This is a genomic window from Aquirufa salirivi (assembly GCF_045310485.1).
Lineage (GTDB): Bacteria > Bacteroidota > Bacteroidia > Cytophagales > Spirosomataceae > Aquirufa > Aquirufa salirivi.
In genome coordinates this window covers 62,945-81,832 of sequence record NZ_JBEWZH010000003.1, presented here as the reverse complement: position 1 = coordinate 81,832, position 18,888 = coordinate 62,945, and the positions used below count along the sequence as shown (strand labels likewise).

The 18,888-nt window shown below is 36.4% G+C and carries 15 protein-coding genes and 1 tRNA gene; 12 read left to right on the top strand and 4 right to left on the bottom strand.

Translation table 11 applies throughout. The annotated features are described in order from the left end of the window. Window positions 1-2: 2 nt before the first annotated feature. From U0R11_RS04750 to U0R11_RS04700, 11 genes are all read left to right on the top strand, one after another. Window positions 3-146 (top strand): hypothetical protein, encoded by a 144-nt coding sequence (locus U0R11_RS04750; protein ID WP_166228046.1) that lies wholly within the window; start codon window positions 3-5, stop codon window positions 144-146. Window positions 147-233: 87 nt separating this feature from the next. Next, window positions 234-989, top strand: a complete 756-nt coding sequence (locus U0R11_RS04745) for a 3-keto-disaccharide hydrolase (RefSeq protein ID WP_406750151.1) — start codon at window positions 234-236, stop codon at window positions 987-989. Window positions 990-1,052: 63 nt separating this feature from the next. Further along, window positions 1,053-1,817: a class I SAM-dependent methyltransferase gene (locus U0R11_RS04740; RefSeq protein WP_406750150.1), complete on the top strand. Its 765-nt coding sequence runs from the start codon at window positions 1,053-1,055 to the stop codon at window positions 1,815-1,817. Window positions 1,818-1,821: 4 nt separating this feature from the next. After that, a complete protein-coding gene (locus tag U0R11_RS04735; RefSeq protein WP_406750148.1) occupies window positions 1,822-3,114 on the top strand; it encodes an aminopeptidase P family protein in 1,293 nt (430 codons plus the stop codon). Between the two features lie 216 nt (window positions 3,115-3,330). Then, window positions 3,331-5,118: a translation elongation factor 4 gene (gene lepA / locus U0R11_RS04730; RefSeq protein ID WP_406750146.1), complete on the top strand. Its 1,788-nt coding sequence runs from the start codon at window positions 3,331-3,333 to the stop codon at window positions 5,116-5,118. A 72-nt stretch (window positions 5,119-5,190) separates the two neighbouring features. After that, window positions 5,191-6,792, top strand: coding sequence for a 2-oxo acid dehydrogenase subunit E2 (locus U0R11_RS04725; protein WP_406750144.1), 1,602 nt, complete (start codon window positions 5,191-5,193; stop codon window positions 6,790-6,792). A gap of 61 nt (window positions 6,793-6,853) precedes the next feature. Further along, complete coding sequence (gene hisG / locus U0R11_RS04720) at window positions 6,854-7,717, top strand: ATP phosphoribosyltransferase (protein WP_406750142.1); 864 nt, start codon at window positions 6,854-6,856, stop codon at window positions 7,715-7,717. 5 nt (window positions 7,718-7,722) lie between these two features. After that, window positions 7,723-8,991, top strand: a complete 1,269-nt coding sequence (gene hisD, locus U0R11_RS04715) for a histidinol dehydrogenase (RefSeq protein ID WP_406750578.1) — start codon at window positions 7,723-7,725, stop codon at window positions 8,989-8,991. Next, window positions 8,988-10,037 (top strand): histidinol-phosphate transaminase, encoded by a 1,050-nt coding sequence (gene hisC, locus U0R11_RS04710; RefSeq protein WP_406750140.1) that lies wholly within the window; start codon window positions 8,988-8,990, stop codon window positions 10,035-10,037. The genes hisD and hisC overlap by 4 nt, the downstream gene beginning before the upstream one ends. A gap of 4 nt (window positions 10,038-10,041) precedes the next feature. Beyond that, complete coding sequence (locus U0R11_RS04705) at window positions 10,042-10,563, top strand: hypothetical protein (RefSeq protein WP_269003074.1); 522 nt, start codon at window positions 10,042-10,044, stop codon at window positions 10,561-10,563. A gap of 49 nt (window positions 10,564-10,612) precedes the next feature. Then, window positions 10,613-10,689, top strand: a tRNA-Ala gene (locus tag U0R11_RS04700). 193 nt (window positions 10,690-10,882) lie between these two features. Here U0R11_RS04700 and nspC read toward each other — a convergent pair. The 4 genes from nspC to U0R11_RS04680 form a co-directional block, all read right to left on the bottom strand. Continuing rightward, entirely contained in the window at window positions 10,883-12,031 is a 1,149-nt protein-coding gene (gene nspC / locus U0R11_RS04695; protein ID WP_406750138.1) for a carboxynorspermidine decarboxylase, read from the bottom strand. Next, window positions 12,021-13,235: a saccharopine dehydrogenase family protein gene (locus U0R11_RS04690; protein ID WP_406750136.1), complete on the bottom strand. Its 1,215-nt coding sequence runs from the start codon at window positions 13,233-13,235 to the stop codon at window positions 12,021-12,023. The genes nspC and U0R11_RS04690 overlap by 11 nt, the downstream gene beginning before the upstream one ends. A 61-nt stretch (window positions 13,236-13,296) precedes the next feature. Then, window positions 13,297-13,809, bottom strand: coding sequence for a C40 family peptidase (locus U0R11_RS04685; protein ID WP_406750134.1), 513 nt, complete (start codon window positions 13,807-13,809; stop codon window positions 13,297-13,299). Continuing rightward, window positions 13,802-17,128 (bottom strand): UvrD-helicase domain-containing protein, encoded by a 3,327-nt coding sequence (locus tag U0R11_RS04680; RefSeq protein WP_406750132.1) that lies wholly within the window; start codon window positions 17,126-17,128, stop codon window positions 13,802-13,804. Before U0R11_RS04680 ends, U0R11_RS04685 begins: the two co-directional genes overlap by 8 nt. Window positions 17,129-17,229: 101 nt before the next feature. Here U0R11_RS04680 and U0R11_RS04675 point away from each other — a divergent pair, with 101 nt between their 5' ends. After that, window positions 17,230-18,879 (top strand): CTP synthase, encoded by a 1,650-nt coding sequence (locus tag U0R11_RS04675; protein ID WP_406750130.1) that lies wholly within the window; start codon window positions 17,230-17,232, stop codon window positions 18,877-18,879. Window positions 18,880-18,888: the final 9 nt, after the last annotated feature.

Below are 18,888 nucleotides of genomic sequence, written 5' to 3'. Positions count from 1 at the left end.
ACATGGCCGTAACTAGACTAAAACGTAAAGACAGAAGAAATCACGCAGTAGCGAATAATAAAGTATCTGCTATCAGAATTTTAAAGCAGAGACCAATTATCAAATTGGTGGATGTAGAAGAAATCAAAGCAAGTTTCGCTAAATAAGCATTATTTCAGTAAAGAGAAACCGGTATTCACCGGTTTTTTTTTATCCAAAAATTGCTGTAATTTGATTTTCTAAATCCATTATACATGAAAAAAATTACTTTCATTTGCACCGCTATCTTAGCAGCTGGTGTATTTAGCTTACAAGCACAAGACCACCGATTCGTTGAAGAGAATCCAACAAAACCTGACAAAACTGAATTTTGGGATCCTGAGATCCGCGTCGTAAGTTCAGATAAAACCCCATCCGATGCCATTATTTTATTTGATGGTAAAAGTTTAGACAATTGGGAAACTGTCAAAGATGGCAGTCCAGCTAAATGGAAAGTAGAAGATGGTGCTATGACCGTTGTAAAGGGAGCTGGCAATATTTCTACCAAACAAAAATTTACTAATTATCAATTACATATTGAATGGCGTTCCCCGATGGAGCCTGAGACATTAAAGAGTCAAGGTAAAGGGAACAGCGGCATTTTTATGCAAGGAATGTATGAGGTACAAGTGTTAAACTCATACCAAAATAGAAGTTATCGCAATGGTCAGGCAGGAAGTATTTATAAACAATCTGCTCCATTAGTGAATGCTACTTCACCAATGGGAGAATGGAATACGTATGATATCATTTATACGGCACCGAAATTTACCATTAATGGTGGTATTGATACTCCAGCTTATGTAACGGTGATTCACAACGGAATTGTCGTTCAAAACCACACTAAAATACAAGGAACAACAGAATACATTGGACAGCCTAAAAACCCTGTTCATGGTCCTGGACCTATTAGCTTGCAAGATCATGGTAATCCAGTTAGTTTTCGTAACATTTGGATTCGTGAAATGTAATATTTAATTCATTAATTTTGGGGAAGGTTTTTTCTTAGAAAACACCTTCCCTTTTTTTATCCTATGAAATACCTTATTAGTTGGATTTTACGCAATATCCCTAGAAAATATATTCAATTGGTGGCGCATCAATTGTTGAAAGTTTACCGTATTTTTTTACATGGAAATAAAGTCCACTGCCCTATTTGTCAAGAAAATTTTTCTAAGTTTTTACCATATGGCCGATTACATCCAAGAGAAAATGCCTTATGTCCTTCTTGTTTAAGCTTAGAAAGACATCGTTTGATGTATCTATTCTTACAGAAGGAAACTAGCTTTTTCCAAAGTAAGCCTAGGCTACTACATATTGCTCCAGAATATTGTTTCATAGATCGTTTTGAGAAGCTATTAGGGGATCATTATATAACGGCAGATATTGAATCCCCATTGGCTAAAGTAAAAATGGATTTACATGATATTCCGTTTGAGGACAATAGTTTTGATGTGGTGTTTTGTAATCACGTATTAGAACACGTTCGGGATGATGTTCGTTGTATGCAAGAGATTCGTCGAGTTTTAAAACCTGATGGATTTGCTTTATGCCAAAGTCCACAAAGATTGGATTTAGCTACCACTTACGAGGATGCCAGTATAACAGACCCGAAAGAAAGGGAAATTCATTTTTTACAAGATGATCATTTACGTATTTATGGCCGTGATTATGGAACTCAATTAAAAAACTCCGGTTTTCAAGTGAGTCAAATTAATATGATTGAAAAAATTGGTTTAGAGGAAAGTAAAAAAATGTCTTTACCCTTAGGTGAAATTATATATTTATGCCACAAATAAAAGCATGAGATACGAAGCACTTCCAGCACAGCTGTACATCAACAACCGTCGAAAATTAGTCCAACAATTAGCACCCAAATCCATCGTGTTAATTTGCTCCAATGATATCATGCCAACCAATGCTGATGGTAGCATGGGATTTAAGCAAAACTCAGATTTACTTTATTTATCTGGCTTAGATCAGGAAGAAACAATACTTCTTTTGTATCCAGATGCGCCAGAAGAGCATCTAAAAGAAATTGCTTTTGTCAGAGAAACATCAGAATTGATTTCTATTTGGGAAGGCCACAAATTTTCCAAAGAAGAAGCTCAAGGCATTTCTGGGATTAAAAACATCCAATGGAAACAGCAATTTGAAGCCATTTTACAAACTTTAATATATACGGCTGAAAACATCTATTTGGTAGACAATGAACATATTCGAAATAGCTCAACAGTAGAGACACATAATGCAAGATTTACAAAATCGTTGCAAGACAAATATCCTACGCATAATTACAAGCGCTTGGCTCCTATTACGAACATCCTTCGTATGAAAAAGGAACAGGACGAAATTCTGGCCATGCAGAAGGCCATTGATATTACTGAGTCTGCTTTTAGAAGAGTATTGAAATTTACAAAACCGGGAGTAACAGAGTACGAAATTGAAGCTGAATTTATACACGAATTTATTCGACTAAAAGGAGATGGTTTCGCCTATACTCCTATTATTGCTTCAGGGGCTAATGCCTGTATTTTGCACTACATTGAGAATAAAGAGGTTTGTCAGGATGGTGATGTTATTTTGTTGGACGTAGGTGCAGCATATGGTAATTATAATGCCGATATGACCAGAACGATACCGGTGAATGGTAAGTTTAGCCCAAGACAAAAGCAGGTTTATTTGGCAGTACATGACGTTTTGAATTTTGCAAGTCAATTAATGCGTCCGTCCATTTATTGGGTAGATTATCAAAAAGAAGTGGAGCGGTATATGGAGGGGAAACTGATCGACTTAGGTCTATTTTCTCGTACTGATGTGGAAAAGCAAGATAAAAATGCCCCTTTATTTAAAAAATATTTCATGCACGGAGTGGCTCATCATTTAGGATTAGATGTACATGATGTTTGGGACAAATATAAACCTTTTGAAGCAGGGATGGTTTTGACATGTGAACCAGGTATTTATATACGTGAAGAAGGTTTAGGTATACGATTAGAGAACAACTTATTAATCACGGAAAACGGGACAGATAATTTGATGAAACATATACCCATTGAATGGGAAGAGATCGAATCCATCATGCAATCGAAGTAGTAATATAACTAATGAAATTTATTCGATTTGAAACGCTAATAAATAGTGTTGCATGTGGTTTGCCACCTTCCTCTTAGCTATATTTGTAAGATGGAAATATGCTTTCCTTAAATTGATTTTAAAAATGGATGATCCTTGTAAAGGCGAATTCCTATTGCCCTGAATAAGAATTTAACATATCAATTCCGTTTCTAGGTAAAACATATATTAACATAAATGAAGAACCTTCGTAATTTTTGCATCATCGCCCATATTGATCACGGAAAAAGTACCTTGGCCGATCGATTAATTGAATTCACGAATACGGTCCAAAAGCGAGATATGATGAATCAGCTATTGGATGATATGGATTTGGAAAGAGAGCGTGGAATTACCATTAAATCTCATGCGATTCAGATGCAATATCCTAAGGATGGTGAGATTTATACATTTAATTTAATAGATACTCCCGGACACGTCGATTTCTCTTATGAAGTTTCACGTTCTATTGCAGCTTGTGAAGGAGCATTATTAATTGTAGATGCTTCCCAAGGTATAGAAGCTCAGACCATTTCCAATTTATACTTGGCTATTAATCATGATTTGGAAATCATTCCAGTTTTGAATAAAATCGACTTACCTGGTGCTATGCCAGATGAAGTTTCGGATCAAATCATTGATTTAATTGGTTGCAAAAAAGAAGATATCATTCACGCATCTGGAAAAGAAGGTATAGGAATTCAAGATATATTAGATGCTGTAGTTGCGCGTATACCTGCACCTAAAGGTAATCCTGAAGAGCCACTACAGGCGCTAATTTTTGATTCAACCTTTAACTCTTACCGAGGAATTGAAGTTATATTTCGTGTTTATAATGGGGAGATTCGTAAAGGAGATCGCGTTAAATTCATGAATACAGGAAAGGAGTATTTTGCTGATGAAATTGGTACACTAGGTTTGGAACAGGAACCTAAATCCATTATCAAAACAGGAGATGTCGGTTACCTCATTTCGGGTATCAAAGAAGCAAAAGAAGTTAAAGTGGGTGATACCATAACCCATGTTGCTAACGCATGTAAATCTGCCATACAAGGATTTGAAGAAGTGAAACCCATGGTATTTGCGGGTATTTATCCTGTTGAAACTTCTGAATTTGAGGATTTGAGAGATGCCATGGAGAAGTTACAATTAAATGATGCCTCATTAGTTTGGGAACCTGAAACTTCCATGGCTTTGGGTTTTGGGTTTCGTTGTGGTTTCTTAGGTATGTTGCACATGGAGATTGTTCAAGAACGCTTAGAGCGGGAATTCGACATGACGGTGATTACCACGGTACCTTCAGTAAAGTTTAAGGTACTAACTACCGCCGATGAGGAATTATGGGTGTCGGCACCGAGTGATTTGCCAGAACCCAATTTGATTAACATCATTGAAGAACCTTACATTAAAGCTCAGATTATCACCAAATCAGAATATACAGGAGTCATCATGAGTCTTTGTATGGATAAACGAGGTATCTTAACAAATCAGATTTATTTAACCACAGACCGAGTAGAACTGACTTTCGATATGCCTTTATCGGAGGTAGTATTCGACTTTTTTGATCGTTTAAAAACCATTTCCAGAGGTTATGCCTCTTTGGATTATGAATATAAAGGATATGAGCCTGGTTATTTGGTAAAATTAGATATCATGTTGAACGGGGAAAAAGTAGACGCTTTGTCAGCTATCGTACACCGAGATAAGGCATATGATTGGGGAAAGCGTTTATGTGAGAAATTGCGTGAATTGCTACCTAGACAACAATTTGAAATAGCTATTCAAGCAGCGATTGGTCAAAAAATCATCGCTCGTGAAACGGTTAAAGCATTAAGAAAAGACGTTTTAGCCAAGTGTTATGGTGGTGATATTTCTCGAAAAAGAAAGTTATTAGAAAAGCAGAAGAAAGGTAAAAAGCGCATGCGTCAAGTGGGTAACGTAGAAATCCCACAAGAGGCATTCATGGCAGTTTTAAAATTAGATTAATCAAATATTTTTACATAATAGTTTTCGAAACAGGCTTCTAAAGCTTAATTTTGAATTTTTAAAAATAAGATAATGGCTGAAGTAATTAGAATGCCCAAGATGAGCGATACCATGGTTGAAGGTGTAATCGCTAATTGGCTAAAGAAAGAGGGTGATGTAATCAAGTCTGGTGATATCATAGCTGAGGTGGAAACCGACAAAGCAACGATGGAGTTAGAGAATTACGAGGATGGAACATTATTGTATATTGGAGTTAAAGTTGGCGAAGCAGTTCCTGTTGATGGAATTATCGCCATTGTTGGAACTCCAGGAGAAGATTATTCTAGTTTATTAGCTGATGCACCGGCAGCGGCAGTAGCTGCTGTGGAAGCAAGTCCAGCACCGGCAGTTGCTACAACTCCTGCTGCACCAACAGTAGATTTAAGTTCCATTCCTGCTAAGGCCGTAAGAATGCCTAAGATGAGTGATACCATGGTTGAAGGTGTCATAGCCAAATGGTTGAAGCAAGTAGGTGATGTAGTTAAATCAGGTGATATCATTGCCGAGGTTGAAACTGATAAAGCTACCATGGAATTAGAAAACTATGAAGATGGTACTATATTATACATTGGGGCCAAAGAAGGTGAAGGTGTTATCGTAGATGGCATCATCATGGTTGTGGGTGAACCAGGAACAGATTTTCAACCTTTATTACAACAAGTTGCTGCTCCAGTTGCTTCAGTACCTGCTGCACCAGTAGCAGTAGCTACATCAGCTCCAGTGAAAGAAGCACCCAAAGTGGCTGAATCAAAAGCTGCATCTTCTGGAATTCAAGCGGATGCTAAAGGAGGAATTATCAAAGCTTCTCCCCTAGCTAAAGCTTTAGCGAAAGAAAAGAATATTAATTTAAACTGGTTACAAGGAACAGGTGATGGTGGTAGAATTACTAAATCTGACGTGGAAAACTATCAACCGAATGCTGGAGGATCCACGGGCAACTTCATTTCTGGAGAAGAGAGTTTCGAAGATATTCCAAACAGTCAAATGCGTAAGACAATCGCACGTCGTTTGTCTGAGTCTAAATTCAGTGCACCTGAGTTTTATTTAACCATGGAAATCAACATGGATAAAGCGATGGAAGCACGTGTCAGCATGAATGAAGTATTGCCCGTCAAAATTTCATTTAATGACATGGTGATTAAAGCGGTAGCATTGTCCCTAGTAAAACATCCTAAAGTTAATTCGTATTGGATGGAAGATCGAATTCGTGTTAATAAACATGTACACATCGGTATGGCAGTAGCTGTAGAAGATGGCTTATTAGTCCCTGTTATTCGTTTTGCTAGTGAGAAATCAATTGCACAGATTTCTGCTGAAGCGAAAGAATTAGGTGGGAAAGCAAAAAACAAACAATTACAACCAAAGGACTGGGAGGGTAATACATTTACCGTCAGCAATTTGGGTATGTTTGGAATCGATCAATTCACTTCCATCATCAATTCACCCGAATCATGTATTTTGGCAGTGGGTGGTATTAAAGAGACTGTTGGAGTAAAGAATGGTCAATTCTATGCAACTAATATCATGAAGTTAACCTTGACTTGCGACCATCGCGTGGTAGATGGTGCAACAGGTGCTGCGTTTTTACTAACATTAAAACAGTATCTAGAGGATCCCATTAAGATGTTTATCTAAACAAAAATAATGGCAAGCCTCGAAAATTTCGGGGCTTGTCTATTTTAGGAAAATTACGAATATGAGCAATATCAACATTAGAATCGCAGTACAGAAATCTGGAAGATTAAGTGACGATTCATTGAAATTATTTAAAGAATGTGGAATTAAGTTTGAATCAGGCGGATCTAAATTACGTTCGATATCAAGCAATTTTCCGATTGAATTTTTGTTCTTGCGAGACGATGATATTCCAGGATATGTAGAGGATGGCGTTGCGGATTTGGGAGTTATTGGTCTCAATGTATTAGAAGAAAATCGCAAAGAGGTAGAAATTGTAAAGGAATTAGGGTTTTCCAAGTGTAGACTTTCATTGGCTATTCCTAGAAATGAAGTTTATACTGATTTAAGTTATTTTGAAGGGAAAAATATAGCTACTTCCTACCCTAACTTGACCAATAATTTTCTGAAATCCAAAGGGGTTTCTGCACATACACATGAGATTTCTGGTTCTGTAGAAATAGCTCCAAGTATTGGACTTGCTGAAGGAATTTGTGATATCGTATCTACCGGAGGAACGCTTCTTAGTAATGGCTTAAAAGAAGTAGCAGAAGTTTTTAAAAGTCAGGCCGTATTGATTTCCAACAAATCATTAACAGCAGAAAAGAAAAATATCTTAGATAAACTCACATTCCGCATAGATTCAGTTCAAAGAGGTCAAAATGCAAAGTATGTGGTTTTAAATGCAGAAGAAAAAAATTTAGAGAAAATTATCGCCTTATTACCAGGCATGAAATCGCCTTCGCGTGTACCATTAGCTGAAAAAGGATGGTATTCCTTGCATTCTGTTATTTCTGAAAATGATTTCTGGGAAATCATTGAGTCTTTGCGCGAAGCAGGTGCTCAAGGAATTTTAGTGTTACCTATTGAGAAAATGATTCTTTAAGTATGATTCCTTTTATTAAATATCCTTCTGTAGACACCTTTGCGCAAATTTGTCAAAGACCCAGCTTAGATGCCCAATCTTTGGATGAAATCATTGAAGGGATATTCACGCAAGTTGAAACCCGACAAGATCAGGCTTTACGTGATTTAACGTTGAAGTTTGAAAAAAGAGAGATACAGGAAATTCTTTATACTGAACAAGAAATTAACGAACTTGCTAATCAGGTTCCTGAATCGCTAAAAAAGGCTATTCAACAAGCTTATGCCAATATTCATACTTTTCATGAATCTCAGCAGTTTGTATCTCAAAAAATAGAAACAAGTCCTGGTGTAATTTGTTGGCAGAAGGCAAGTCCGATCGAAAAGGTGGGTATTTATATTCCAGGAGGTACAGCTCCATTATTTTCTACTATTTTAATGTTGGCCATTCCTGCACAAATAGCAGGTTGTAAGGAGATTGTTTTATGTACTCCAGCAGCGCATCCAGCTATTTTCTATACAGCTCAATTGTGTGGCGTTACAAAAATGGCTAAGGTCGGTGGAGCGCAAGCTGTAGCAGCGATGGCTTTAGGAACAGAATCTATTCCAAAAGTTTATAAGATTTTTGGGCCTGGTAATCAATATGTGACTGCAGCCAAGATGTTTGCGAACCACAAAGGAATAGCGATCGACATGCCCGCTGGACCTTCTGAGGTGGCTGTATATGCAGATTCACATGCTAATCCAGCCTATGTAGCGGCAGATTTATTGTCACAAGCTGAGCATGGAATTGATTCTCAAGTATTTTTAGTGGCTTTGGAAGAATCCTTCATTGAAAAGACTCAGGTGGAACTAGGAAAACAAGTTGAACTTTTGGATAGGAAGGATTTAGCTTTACAAGCTCTAATAAATTCAAAAGCAATTTTGGTGAAAGATCGAGGAGAAGCAATTCAACTTTTGAATGAATATGCCGCTGAGCACTTGATATTAGCCTGTGATCAACCTGAAGAATTTGCTGATCACATTGTGAATGCTGGATCAATCTTTTTAGGTAATTTCACCCCAGAAGCTGCAGGAGATTACGCATCCGGAACAAACCATACTTTACCTACCAATGGATTTGCGAAAGCTTATTCTGGAGTAAATTTGGCTAGTTTTCAGAAAAAAATTACACTTCAACGTATCAGTCAAGCTGGCTTAGAAGTATTGGGTCAAAGTATCATGGACATGGCAGAGGCAGAGTCATTACAAGCCCATGCCAATGCTGTGGCGATTCGATTAAATACACGTTTATGAATTATCAATCCATCATATTACCACATATTTGGAATTTGAAACCTTACTCGTCGGCTAGAGATGAATTTAAAGGCAAGGAAGGTGTATTTTTGGATGCCAATGAAAATCCATTAGGTTCTCCCCTATCAGAAAATTGGAATCGTTATCCTGATCCCATGCAATGGGAAATCAAGGAAGAGTTGTCGGCTATTAAACAGATTCCTGTCAATCAAATATTTATAGGAAATGGATCTGATGAAGCTATTGACTTGATCATCCGAATGACCTGCGAAGGACCTGCGAATTCGATTATTTTATGCCCTCCTACTTATGGAATGTATGAAGTAAGTGCATCGATTAATCATGTTACGATCATTGATGTCCCTTTAACCCAGGAATATCAATTAAACGTGGACCACGTTTTATCTTCTGTACAAGAAAACACGCGTATCATATTTATTTGTTCACCGAATAACCCGACAGGAAATAAAATTAATCGAAACGACATTTATCAAATTATTGAGAAATTTCAGCAAGGTTTTGTTATTATAGACGAAGCCTATATTGATTTCTCTGATGAGCCTAGTTTCATTACAGAATTGAATAAATTTCCAAACGTAATTGTTATGCAAACGCTATCCAAGGCATATGGATTGGCATCTTTGCGCTTAGGAATGGCATTTGCTCATCCACAAATTATTCAAATTTTAAATAAAATTAAACCTCCATATAACATAGGTGGAGCGACACAGGCATTGGTTTTAGAGGCATTAAAGAATAGAGATTTTTTATTTAATTCGATTCAACAAATAAATCATGCAAAAAATACGTTAATTTCAGAGTTGGAAGCTATGCCTCAAGTGATTCGTATATTTCCCTCTCAAGCTAATTTTATCTTGGTGAAAATGGAAAAGGCGCAAGAATTATTTGATTATTTAATATCGCAACAAGTCATTACTAGAAATCGTTCTAATGTGGCTTTATGTGAAAATTCCATTCGAATTACCATTGGTTTACCAGAGGAAAATCAAGTATTAGTTCAAAAAATACAAGAATTTTATTTTTAACTATATGTTTAAAAAGAGCCTATTCATTCTGTTATTTACTTGTCTTTCCTCTGTAGCTTTTGGTCAAATTCAAGAATGGGCCTCAGGTTTCAGGATTGGTGAACCAGGCGGATTTATGGCACGTAAATATTTGAGTAATGGCATCAATGCGGTCGAAGTAAATATAGGAGCATATGGTGGCTTGTGGGGAACCGATAGAAATTATAAAGATGGCACGTTCAAGAATATTGGTTTTACGATGAATGCTTTGTATTTGTGGCATCATCCCACGTTAATTAATTCTGATATTCATACTTATTACGGATTTGGTCCTCAGTATACATCAAGGGATTTATATGCCAAAGGAAGTACGACACCAACAAGCAATGGGGGATTTGGTGCAGCGGCCGTTGGAGGAATTGAGTTTTATCCGGTTGATGCCCCTAATTTATCCTTTTTTGGTGAAGTAGGTTTTTACAATGAGATTGCACCTAACCCTTTCTTTTTTCACGTCCAAGGTGGAATTGGGGTTCGGGTAAATTTCTAATTGATATTGCAATTTCACTGAAAAATCATGACATTTGCAATCCATAAATGGGGATGTAGCTCAGTTGGCTAGAGCGCTTGCATGGCATGCAAGAGGTCGTCGGTTCGAGCCCGATCTTCTCCACCATTGAAATGTAGCATGAAGAATTTAGAATGAAAATTCGGTTCTTGGTGCTACATTTTTTTTCAGTGGGTGATTTATCATGGAAATTTGTTAGGAGATTTGTCTGTCGAGGAGATTTGTCAAATTTTAAAAATTTGACAAATCTAAGTGGAAATGAACACATATAAGCTCGTTTAAAATCACAAATACTGATAATTTACAGACGATCTTTAAACGACTCATATCCAAAACTTTTGAACAGCACGAAGTTCTGATTTGTATCTAATTTACCAATACTAGGCAAATTAACTCCGTTGAAAGTCGTTGTTTTAACCATCGTATAATGAATCATATCTTCCAAAATGATCTCATCCCCTATTTGTAAAGGTTCATCAAAAGAATAGTCTCCATAATAATCTCCAGCTAGACAAGTCATGCCTCCAAAGCGATATGTCGGTTTTCCTGCCACAGGTTCTGAATCCGCGAAACGAATTCTCGGTTTATAAGGCATTTCTAAGGTATCAGGCATGTGTGCGGCAAAAGATACATCCAAAATGGCTACATCAATTCCTGCCGAATGAACAATATCTAGCACGGTAGATTTTAAAAATCCTGTATGCCAACCCACTGCTGACCCCGGTTCTAAAATAATGGATAAATTAGGGTATTTAGCTTTAAAACGAGTTAGAACTGATATCAAGTGATCTACTTGATAATCTGCCCGAGTTATCAAATGCCCACCTCCAAGATTTAACCATTTAATTTTTGGCAATAAATCACCAAATTTCACATCAATGACAGCCAACGTTCTTTCCAAAACAAAAGAATCATTTTCACATAAAGTATGAGAATGTAACCCTTCTATTCCTTCAGGTAATGTTTCTCCGATATCAGACCGACGAATTCCCAATCTTGAACCAGGCACGCAAGGATTATACATGTCAGTTTCTACTTCAGCATATTCAGGATTAATACGAATACCACAAGAAATACCCTGCTGAGCCGCTCTCTGATAAAACTGCTGATATTGATTCAGCGAGTTAAAAGAAAGGTGGCTTGTATAAGAAGCTAACTCCTCAAATTCGTTTTCTAAATAAGCTGGTGAATAGACGTGACATTTAACCTGCATCTCTTCATAAGCCAAACGCGCTTCATGCAAAGAACTAGCCGTAGCTCCAGCTAAATACTGTCGAACCAATGGGAATTCATGATAAAATGAAAAACCTTTCAAGGCACAAATAATCTCAATACCTGCTTCTTGTTGGACCCGTTGAAGTATTCTAAGATTATTCAATAATAGATTTTCTTCCAAGACAAAACAAGGCGAAGGTATAGCAAGATAAACCTCTGTAGGTCTAATATTCATGTGGAAGGGTTATATTGTGCAATTCGTGCCAAGGTAAGCCGTGAATATTTAACTTCTCCATAAATGGATCCGGATTAAATTCTTCTACATTATACACTCCTGCTTTCATCCAATCTCCTTGAATCATTAAACTTGCTCCTATCATGGCAGGGACACCTGTAGTATAACTAACTCCTTGCGCCTGAACCTCTTTATAGCATTCGGCATGGTGACAGTTGTTATACACATAATACGTGGCTTCTTGACCATCTTTGATACCTTTAATCTGACAACCAATGGAAGTCTGACCAGAATAGTTCTCTCCCAATGTGCCAGGTTCTGGAAGTACAGCTTTTAAAAATTCCAAGGGTACGATATCCATACCATTGAATTTAATTGGCTGAATAGAAGTCATACCCACATTTTGCAATACCTCTAAATGTGTTAAATATGCCTGACCAAAAGTCATCCAGAAACGAGCGCGTTTCAATGTTGGAAAGTTTTTAGTCAAAGACTCTAATTCCTCATGAAATAATAAATAGGATTCTTTAGGTCCAATATTGGGATACTCAATAGGCTTATGAATGGACATCGCTTCAATCTCCACCCATTGACCATTTTCCCAATATTTACCCTTTTGAGTAATCTCACGAATATTAATTTCTGGATTAAAATTAGTCGCAAATGCCTTGCCATGATCACCAGCATTACAATCAATGATATCCAAGTAATGCATCTCATCGAAATAATGCTTATTGGCATAAGCAGTATAAACACCTGTTACACCAGGATCAAATCCACAACCCAATAAAGCCATTAATCCAGCTTCTTTAAATCTTTCTTGATAAGCCCATTGCCATGAATATTCAAATTTAGCTTCTTCTTTAGGCTCATAATTGGCTGTATCCAAATAATGAACACCCGTAGCCAAACAAGCATCCATAATTGTTAAATCTTGATATGGTAAAGCCACATTAATCACCATGAAAGGCTTTTCATCTGTGAATAATTTTACTAATTCGGGAACAGAGTCGGCATCTACTTGACGCGTTTTAATCTCAATAGGAAGTCCAATATTTTGTGCCTCTCTCGCGATAGCATCACATTTGGATAATGTTCTAGAAGCTAACACCACCTCTGAAAAAACCTGGGGATTCATAGCGCATTTCTTAGCCACCACATTACCAACACCACCGGCACCGATTATAATTACCTTTTTCGACATAGTTTTATTTAAAAAGAATGCAAAAATACATCAAGAGAAGCTTTTATCCTTCAAGCTTTCATTAATTTTTAAAAGGACGTATCAATTTCACAAAACTTCCTAACCAATATTTGGTATATAAATTATCTTCACGAACACCTTTTGAAGTACTTGAATGAAGAAAATAGACTTCATTGGCGGATTTAATCCGTGAAATAATACCTGAATGATTGATCAATTTAGTTTGACTCGTGGCAAAAAATATCCAATCACCAACTTGAACTTCCTGAATTGAAATAGGTAAACCAAATTGTGCTTGATCCTTTGAAAGTCTTGGAATTTGAAATTGTTGATCTGCATACATTCTAAATAACAATCCAGAGCAATCCATCCCCTTTCGATCAATTCCTCCAGTTCGGTAAGGCACACCTTGGTATGACAATCCTGATTGAATCAGTTGATCTACCTCACGTAGTGTATAATTAGCCTCTATTTGAGGTTTCGATAAACCGAGAAATCGAATTGTCTTTTTCCAAACTGAACAGGAAGAAACAAGAACAAACAATACCCATAATAGAGCAATTCTCCTATACATATTCCACTGCTTTCTCCATCGTATAAATAATTGCTCCTTTTACCTCTGGGTAGCCCATTTGTCTAAGTGCTTCGCAATATGAATGAACTTGGCTTTGATGTTTATCTTCCTTTTTACCTGTTTTATAATCAACAACAATCAAGGTTTGATTTTGCTTAATAACACGATCGGGACGAATCATATTTCCGTCAGGCAATAAAATATCCTCTTCAGAAATAAATAATTCACCAGGTTTAAAAAACAGTTTAACTTCATCCATTTCAAGCAGTTCCAATATTTCAGGCAATACATCGTCTTGATTTATGTCCTCATAAGATTTCAAATTCTCTAATTGCTTATGAATAACTTCACCACGTTCCCGTTTTTCTTTAGCAAGCGTATAAAGATCTGTTTGTGCGGATTTTACTCGTAATAAGGGTTTTGTGGACGTAGCAGCGTTTAATTCCAAAGAGATGTGAATTTCTGAATCTAAAGATCTTACTTTTTGAATAAATGAATTTGATTTACGAATCAAATAATACTTAGAAATATCCTTGAATTCTAAATCCATGAAGGAAGGCAGCTCGTCTGGTTCAGCCTTACATGTTTGTAAATACTCAAGCAATAATTTGCCAATGGATTGTTCAAAAGTTGATTTTGTCTTAAAATGTGACTCAGGATTAGGTTCCGAAAACAAGATATGTAAATGTTGTTTCGCTCGTGTACTTGCCACATACAGCATATTCAATGCATCTAAAAATATAGCATCTTTTTCTTGTTGTTTTTGGCTTGCTAGTTGATCAAATTGATCTAAGTCATTGGCATTTGCCCTAGCATAAAAATAAGGCAAAGCCCCCTTTTCTTCTAACACAAATTCTTCCTCCTGCATATCCAATTTAAACCAAATTTTATCCCGATCACTGGTTTGATGCGTCCAAGAAGCAAAAGGCAAAATGACCACTGGGTATTCCAAACCTTTTGATTTATGAATACTGGTAATGGTAATTGCATCCATATTTTCAGGACAAGAAATACTGAAACTATGCTTGTTAAGATCAAAATAGGCTAAAAAATCCGAAATTGAACTAGCATTTTTTAACGTGAAATCTTGAATAATATCAAGCAATTTCAATACATATTCTGAACCTTCTGTTCGACTAAATAAATCGAATAACGCAATGGTATGATAAACGGAATCCAACAAGCTTTCATCATCCCAAAGAGAATCCATTTGAATGCTATAAAACTCCTGAACATATTGATTCAATACCAATGACTGATTTGAGTTAAATTTACTCTCTTTTTGTAAGAAATTTAAAGCATCCAAAGGAATCGCTTGACCATGAATATCAGCCAAAGCATATGCGGCTTCAAATAACAGTATGGGCTTTTTAGGATCGACTTTCATTTTTAAAAGTGCCAAAATGAAAGCAACTAAAGAAGAATAATAGACTAAAAGTGAATCAGCAGAAATAATAGGATAACCAGCTTCTTTCAATTGTAAAGCCAAAAATTTAGCATCCTTATTTTTCCTAGTCAGTAAAGCAATATCACCCAAACGAAAACCTGCTGTCACATTATATTCAATCAACTGAATGACATTTTGTAACATCCACTTGGCTTCTAAATCTTTGTTTTCTGTTGTCGCTACAGGTTTTTGGAATATCAATATATCCACTTGGCCAGATAATGCACTCGAAGGTACTTGGGGAATTTGGGTCATCCGATGCCCATATACGGGTTCTAAAAGCGCACAAAATCCTTGATAAGTTGGTTGATTGGAAATCCAAGAGAAAAAAGCATTATTAAATTCGACTATTTCAGGTGCACTTCGGTAATTACTTTCTAATTGATGTAATTGAATCTGATTCATTAAATAGTCAAGTCGAACTTGATCAAATTCCGATTGATTGAATTTGTCACCTAACAACTGCTGATTTTGTGCTGTCAGGGAGGCTATCAAGCCCACTTCACCACCTCTAAACTTGTAGATGGATTGTTTGGCATCCCCTACCAATAAATTACGTTTACCTAATGAAACTGTATTTTCAAGTAAAGGCATGAAATTTTTCCACTGCAATATAGATGTGTCTTGGAATTCATCTATAAGGATATGAAAATAACGATCGCCTAATTTCTCATAAATAAAAGGCACGGGATCTTGAGAAATAATTTCATTGATTCTCCTAGCAAATTCAGCTATTGAAATACTCGCTTGCTCATGTTGAAAAACTTGATATTCCTCATTAATAGATGAAATCAGGGCTATTTTTTTTAAATCTTTTACGATCAGTTTAAACAATAAATACTTAGATATTTCTTCCTCATACAGTTGAATGAATTCAGTGGCCAAATCAGTTAATTGATTCGATATACCATCTATTTGAAATTTCGTAATTGGATCTACTTTTGAAGCATGCCATTTGTTCTGCTCGATCGCATTTCTAATACTAGAATACTTATCTATTTTAAGGCTTTGTCCATTGGCAAATTTCCTAAATGCATTAATAGGCCCCTTTACTCCATTGGCAAAATACGATTCTTCAATGTGTAAGGAATCAGCGAGATCGACAATTTGTTGGGATATTTCGACGATCTGGTTCTCAATTGAATGAATTTTAGTATTTATTTGATGCTCTATTTGTAAAAAATCAGACATGGAAAATACTTCCATTTCTTTTTTAATACCGAAATAATTTTCGTCAAACGAAATCTTCAAGAAATCAATTAAACTTTGTCGAATACGATTCCAATTTCTACCATCTATGACTTCCTGTCGAGCGAAGGAAAGAATTAAATCAGTTAAAACGGGATCTCCTGATTGATTCACCTTGTCTAAAAGCTGGTCCATCAAATCATTCATCAAAGAATTTATATCCAAGATAACCTCAAATTGACTTGGTAAATGGAGTTCTTCTACAAAAGAACTGCTCAACCTTTGAACAAATGCATCAATGGTCATAACAGAAAAAAGACCATAATCTTGAAGAATTTGTTGTAAGGTAATGTAGGCACGCGTAGCCAATTCGTCTAAGGTCAATTCAATACCCTCCTTCGCTAGATCCTCTTGAATTCGATGTAATAATTGATTTGAATCTGAAATCTCTTTTTCTGCTACACCCGCAAAATCTGGATACGCCGATATACCTGATAATGCTTTGATGATTCTTGTTCGCATTTCTTCGGCAGCTTTAATGGTAAAGGTTACTGCTAAAATACGGCGAAAATAACCCCTTGGCTCCACTTGATGTAAGGACAACTTGATGTACTCCAGTGTTAATGTATAGGTTTTACCAGACCCAGCAGAAGCAGAAAAAAGTTGTAAAGGGGAGGCTAACATGAAAAAACTATTTAGAATGCAAGATAAAATAAAAATAGGATTAATTCGGTGTGCCTTTTATTGCTATCTTTGTTTCCCGTAACCAAACAAACAAATTCCCAATGTCAGGTAAAGGGACCACAAAGAAATCAAAGTACATTTTCGTTACGGGTGGAGTAACTTCTTCATTAGGTAAAGGCATCATAGCATCCTCCTTAGCCAAGCTTTTACAGGCTAGAGGATTAAGCTGTACCATTCAAAAATTTGATCCATATATTAATATTGATCCAGGAACATTAAATCCCTACGAACATGGGGAATGTTATGTTACCAATGATGGTGCCGAAACCGATTTAGATTTAGGCCATTACGAACGATTCTTAAATACGCCCACAAGTCAGGCTAATAACATTACTACAGGTAGAATTTACCATAATGTAATTACCAAGGAAAGAAGAGGCGATTATTTAGGCAAGACCGTTCAGGTAGTTCCCCACATTACTGACGAAATCAAAAGAAATATTTTGCTTTTAGGCGAAACAGGTAAATTTGATATCGTTATTACTGAAATTGGTGGATGTGTTGGCGATATAGAATCCTTACCATTTATTGAGGCTGCTCGACAATTGAAGTGGGATTTAGGTGAGAAAAATACCTTATTCATCCATTTAACTCTTATACCCTATTTGAGTTCAGCCGGTGAATTAAAAACTAAACCTACCCAGCACTCGGTAAAAACGTTATCAGAATCAGGTATTCAACCTGATATTTTGGTTTGTCGCACCGAACATCCATTACCACAAGAAATGAAGCGCAAGATTGGCTTATTCTGTAACGTAACAGAACAAGATGTCATTGAAGCAATGGATGCTGGAACTATTTATGATGTTCCTTTATTAATGAAAGAAGAGCGTTTAGATAGTCGAGTTTTATATAAATTAGATATTTACAACGACAAGGATTCTAACTTAGTTAATTGGAAAAGCTTTTTGTCTAAGCTTAAAAATCCCAAATTCGAAATTTCCATTGGTCTAATAGGCAAGTACGTTGAGTTAAAAGATTCGTACAAATCCATCGCTGAATCCTTTATTCATGCGGGAGTGGCCAATGAAATTAAAGTCAATGTGAAATGGATTTCATCTGAAACGATGGATGATGAAAATACCCAAGAAACCTTAACGGGTCTTGATGGAATTTTAGTAGCTCCAGGATTTGGAGAAAGAGGAATTCAAGGAAAAATCAATGCAGTGAAATTTGCTCGTGAAAACAAGATACCATTCCTTGGTATTTGTTTAGGAATGCAATGTGCGGTCATTGAGTTTGCTCGAAATGTGATCGGTTTAGAAGATGCTCACTCTTTTGAAATGAACCCAGAAACACCTTATCCTGTGATTGATATTATGGAAGATCAAAAGAAAATTTCTGAGAAAGGTGGGACCATGCGTTTAGGATCATATCCATGTAAAATTGAAAAAGGAACTCTGGCGTATAAAATTTATGGGAAATCATCCATTCAAGAACGTCATAGACACCGCTACGAGTTTAACAATACATATTTAGATCAGTATCATCAAGCAGGTATGGTTACCTCAGGAGTTAATCCCGACAGCAATTTGGTGGAGATTGTGGAATTACCCAATCATCCATTTTTTGTAGGAGTACAATTTCACCCAGAATATAAATCTACTGTGGAAGCCCCTTCTCCCCTGTTTGTTCATTTTGTTAAAGCAGCCTACCAACATGCTGTGCCATTTATTAAAAATTCAAAATAGTATTTAGAC

What these genes read in the sequence shown, in the direction of transcription:
- U0R11_RS04750 (WP_166228046.1), top strand. Translation starts at nt 3, where the DNA reads ATGGCCGTAACTAGACTAAAACGTAAAGACAGAAGAAATCACGCAGTA.
- U0R11_RS04745 (WP_406750151.1), top strand. Translation starts at nt 234, where the DNA reads ATGAAAAAAATTACTTTCATTTGCACCGCTATCTTAGCAGCTGGTGTA.
- U0R11_RS04740 (WP_406750150.1), top strand. Translation starts at nt 1,053, where the DNA reads ATGAAATACCTTATTAGTTGGATTTTACGCAATATCCCTAGAAAATAT.
- U0R11_RS04735 (WP_406750148.1), top strand. Translation starts at nt 1,822, where the DNA reads ATGAGATACGAAGCACTTCCAGCACAGCTGTACATCAACAACCGTCGA.
- lepA (WP_406750146.1), top strand. Translation starts at nt 3,331, where the DNA reads ATGAAGAACCTTCGTAATTTTTGCATCATCGCCCATATTGATCACGGA.
- U0R11_RS04725 (WP_406750144.1), top strand. Translation starts at nt 5,191, where the DNA reads ATGGCTGAAGTAATTAGAATGCCCAAGATGAGCGATACCATGGTTGAA.
- hisG (WP_406750142.1), top strand. Translation starts at nt 6,854, where the DNA reads ATGAGCAATATCAACATTAGAATCGCAGTACAGAAATCTGGAAGATTA.
- hisC (WP_406750140.1), top strand. Translation starts at nt 8,988, where the DNA reads ATGAATTATCAATCCATCATATTACCACATATTTGGAATTTGAAACCT.
- U0R11_RS04705 (WP_269003074.1), top strand. Translation starts at nt 10,042, where the DNA reads ATGTTTAAAAAGAGCCTATTCATTCTGTTATTTACTTGTCTTTCCTCT.
- nspC (WP_406750138.1), bottom strand. Translation starts at nt 12,031, where the DNA reads ATGAATATTAGACCTACAGAGGTTTATCTTGCTATACCTTCGCCTTGT.
- U0R11_RS04690 (WP_406750136.1), bottom strand. Translation starts at nt 13,235, where the DNA reads ATGTCGAAAAAGGTAATTATAATCGGTGCCGGTGGTGTTGGTAATGTG.
- U0R11_RS04685 (WP_406750134.1), bottom strand. Translation starts at nt 13,809, where the DNA reads ATGTATAGGAGAATTGCTCTATTATGGGTATTGTTTGTTCTTGTTTCT.
- U0R11_RS04680 (WP_406750132.1), bottom strand. Translation starts at nt 17,128, where the DNA reads ATGTTAGCCTCCCCTTTACAACTTTTTTCTGCTTCTGCTGGGTCTGGT.
- U0R11_RS04675 (WP_406750130.1), top strand. Translation starts at nt 17,230, where the DNA reads ATGTCAGGTAAAGGGACCACAAAGAAATCAAAGTACATTTTCGTTACG.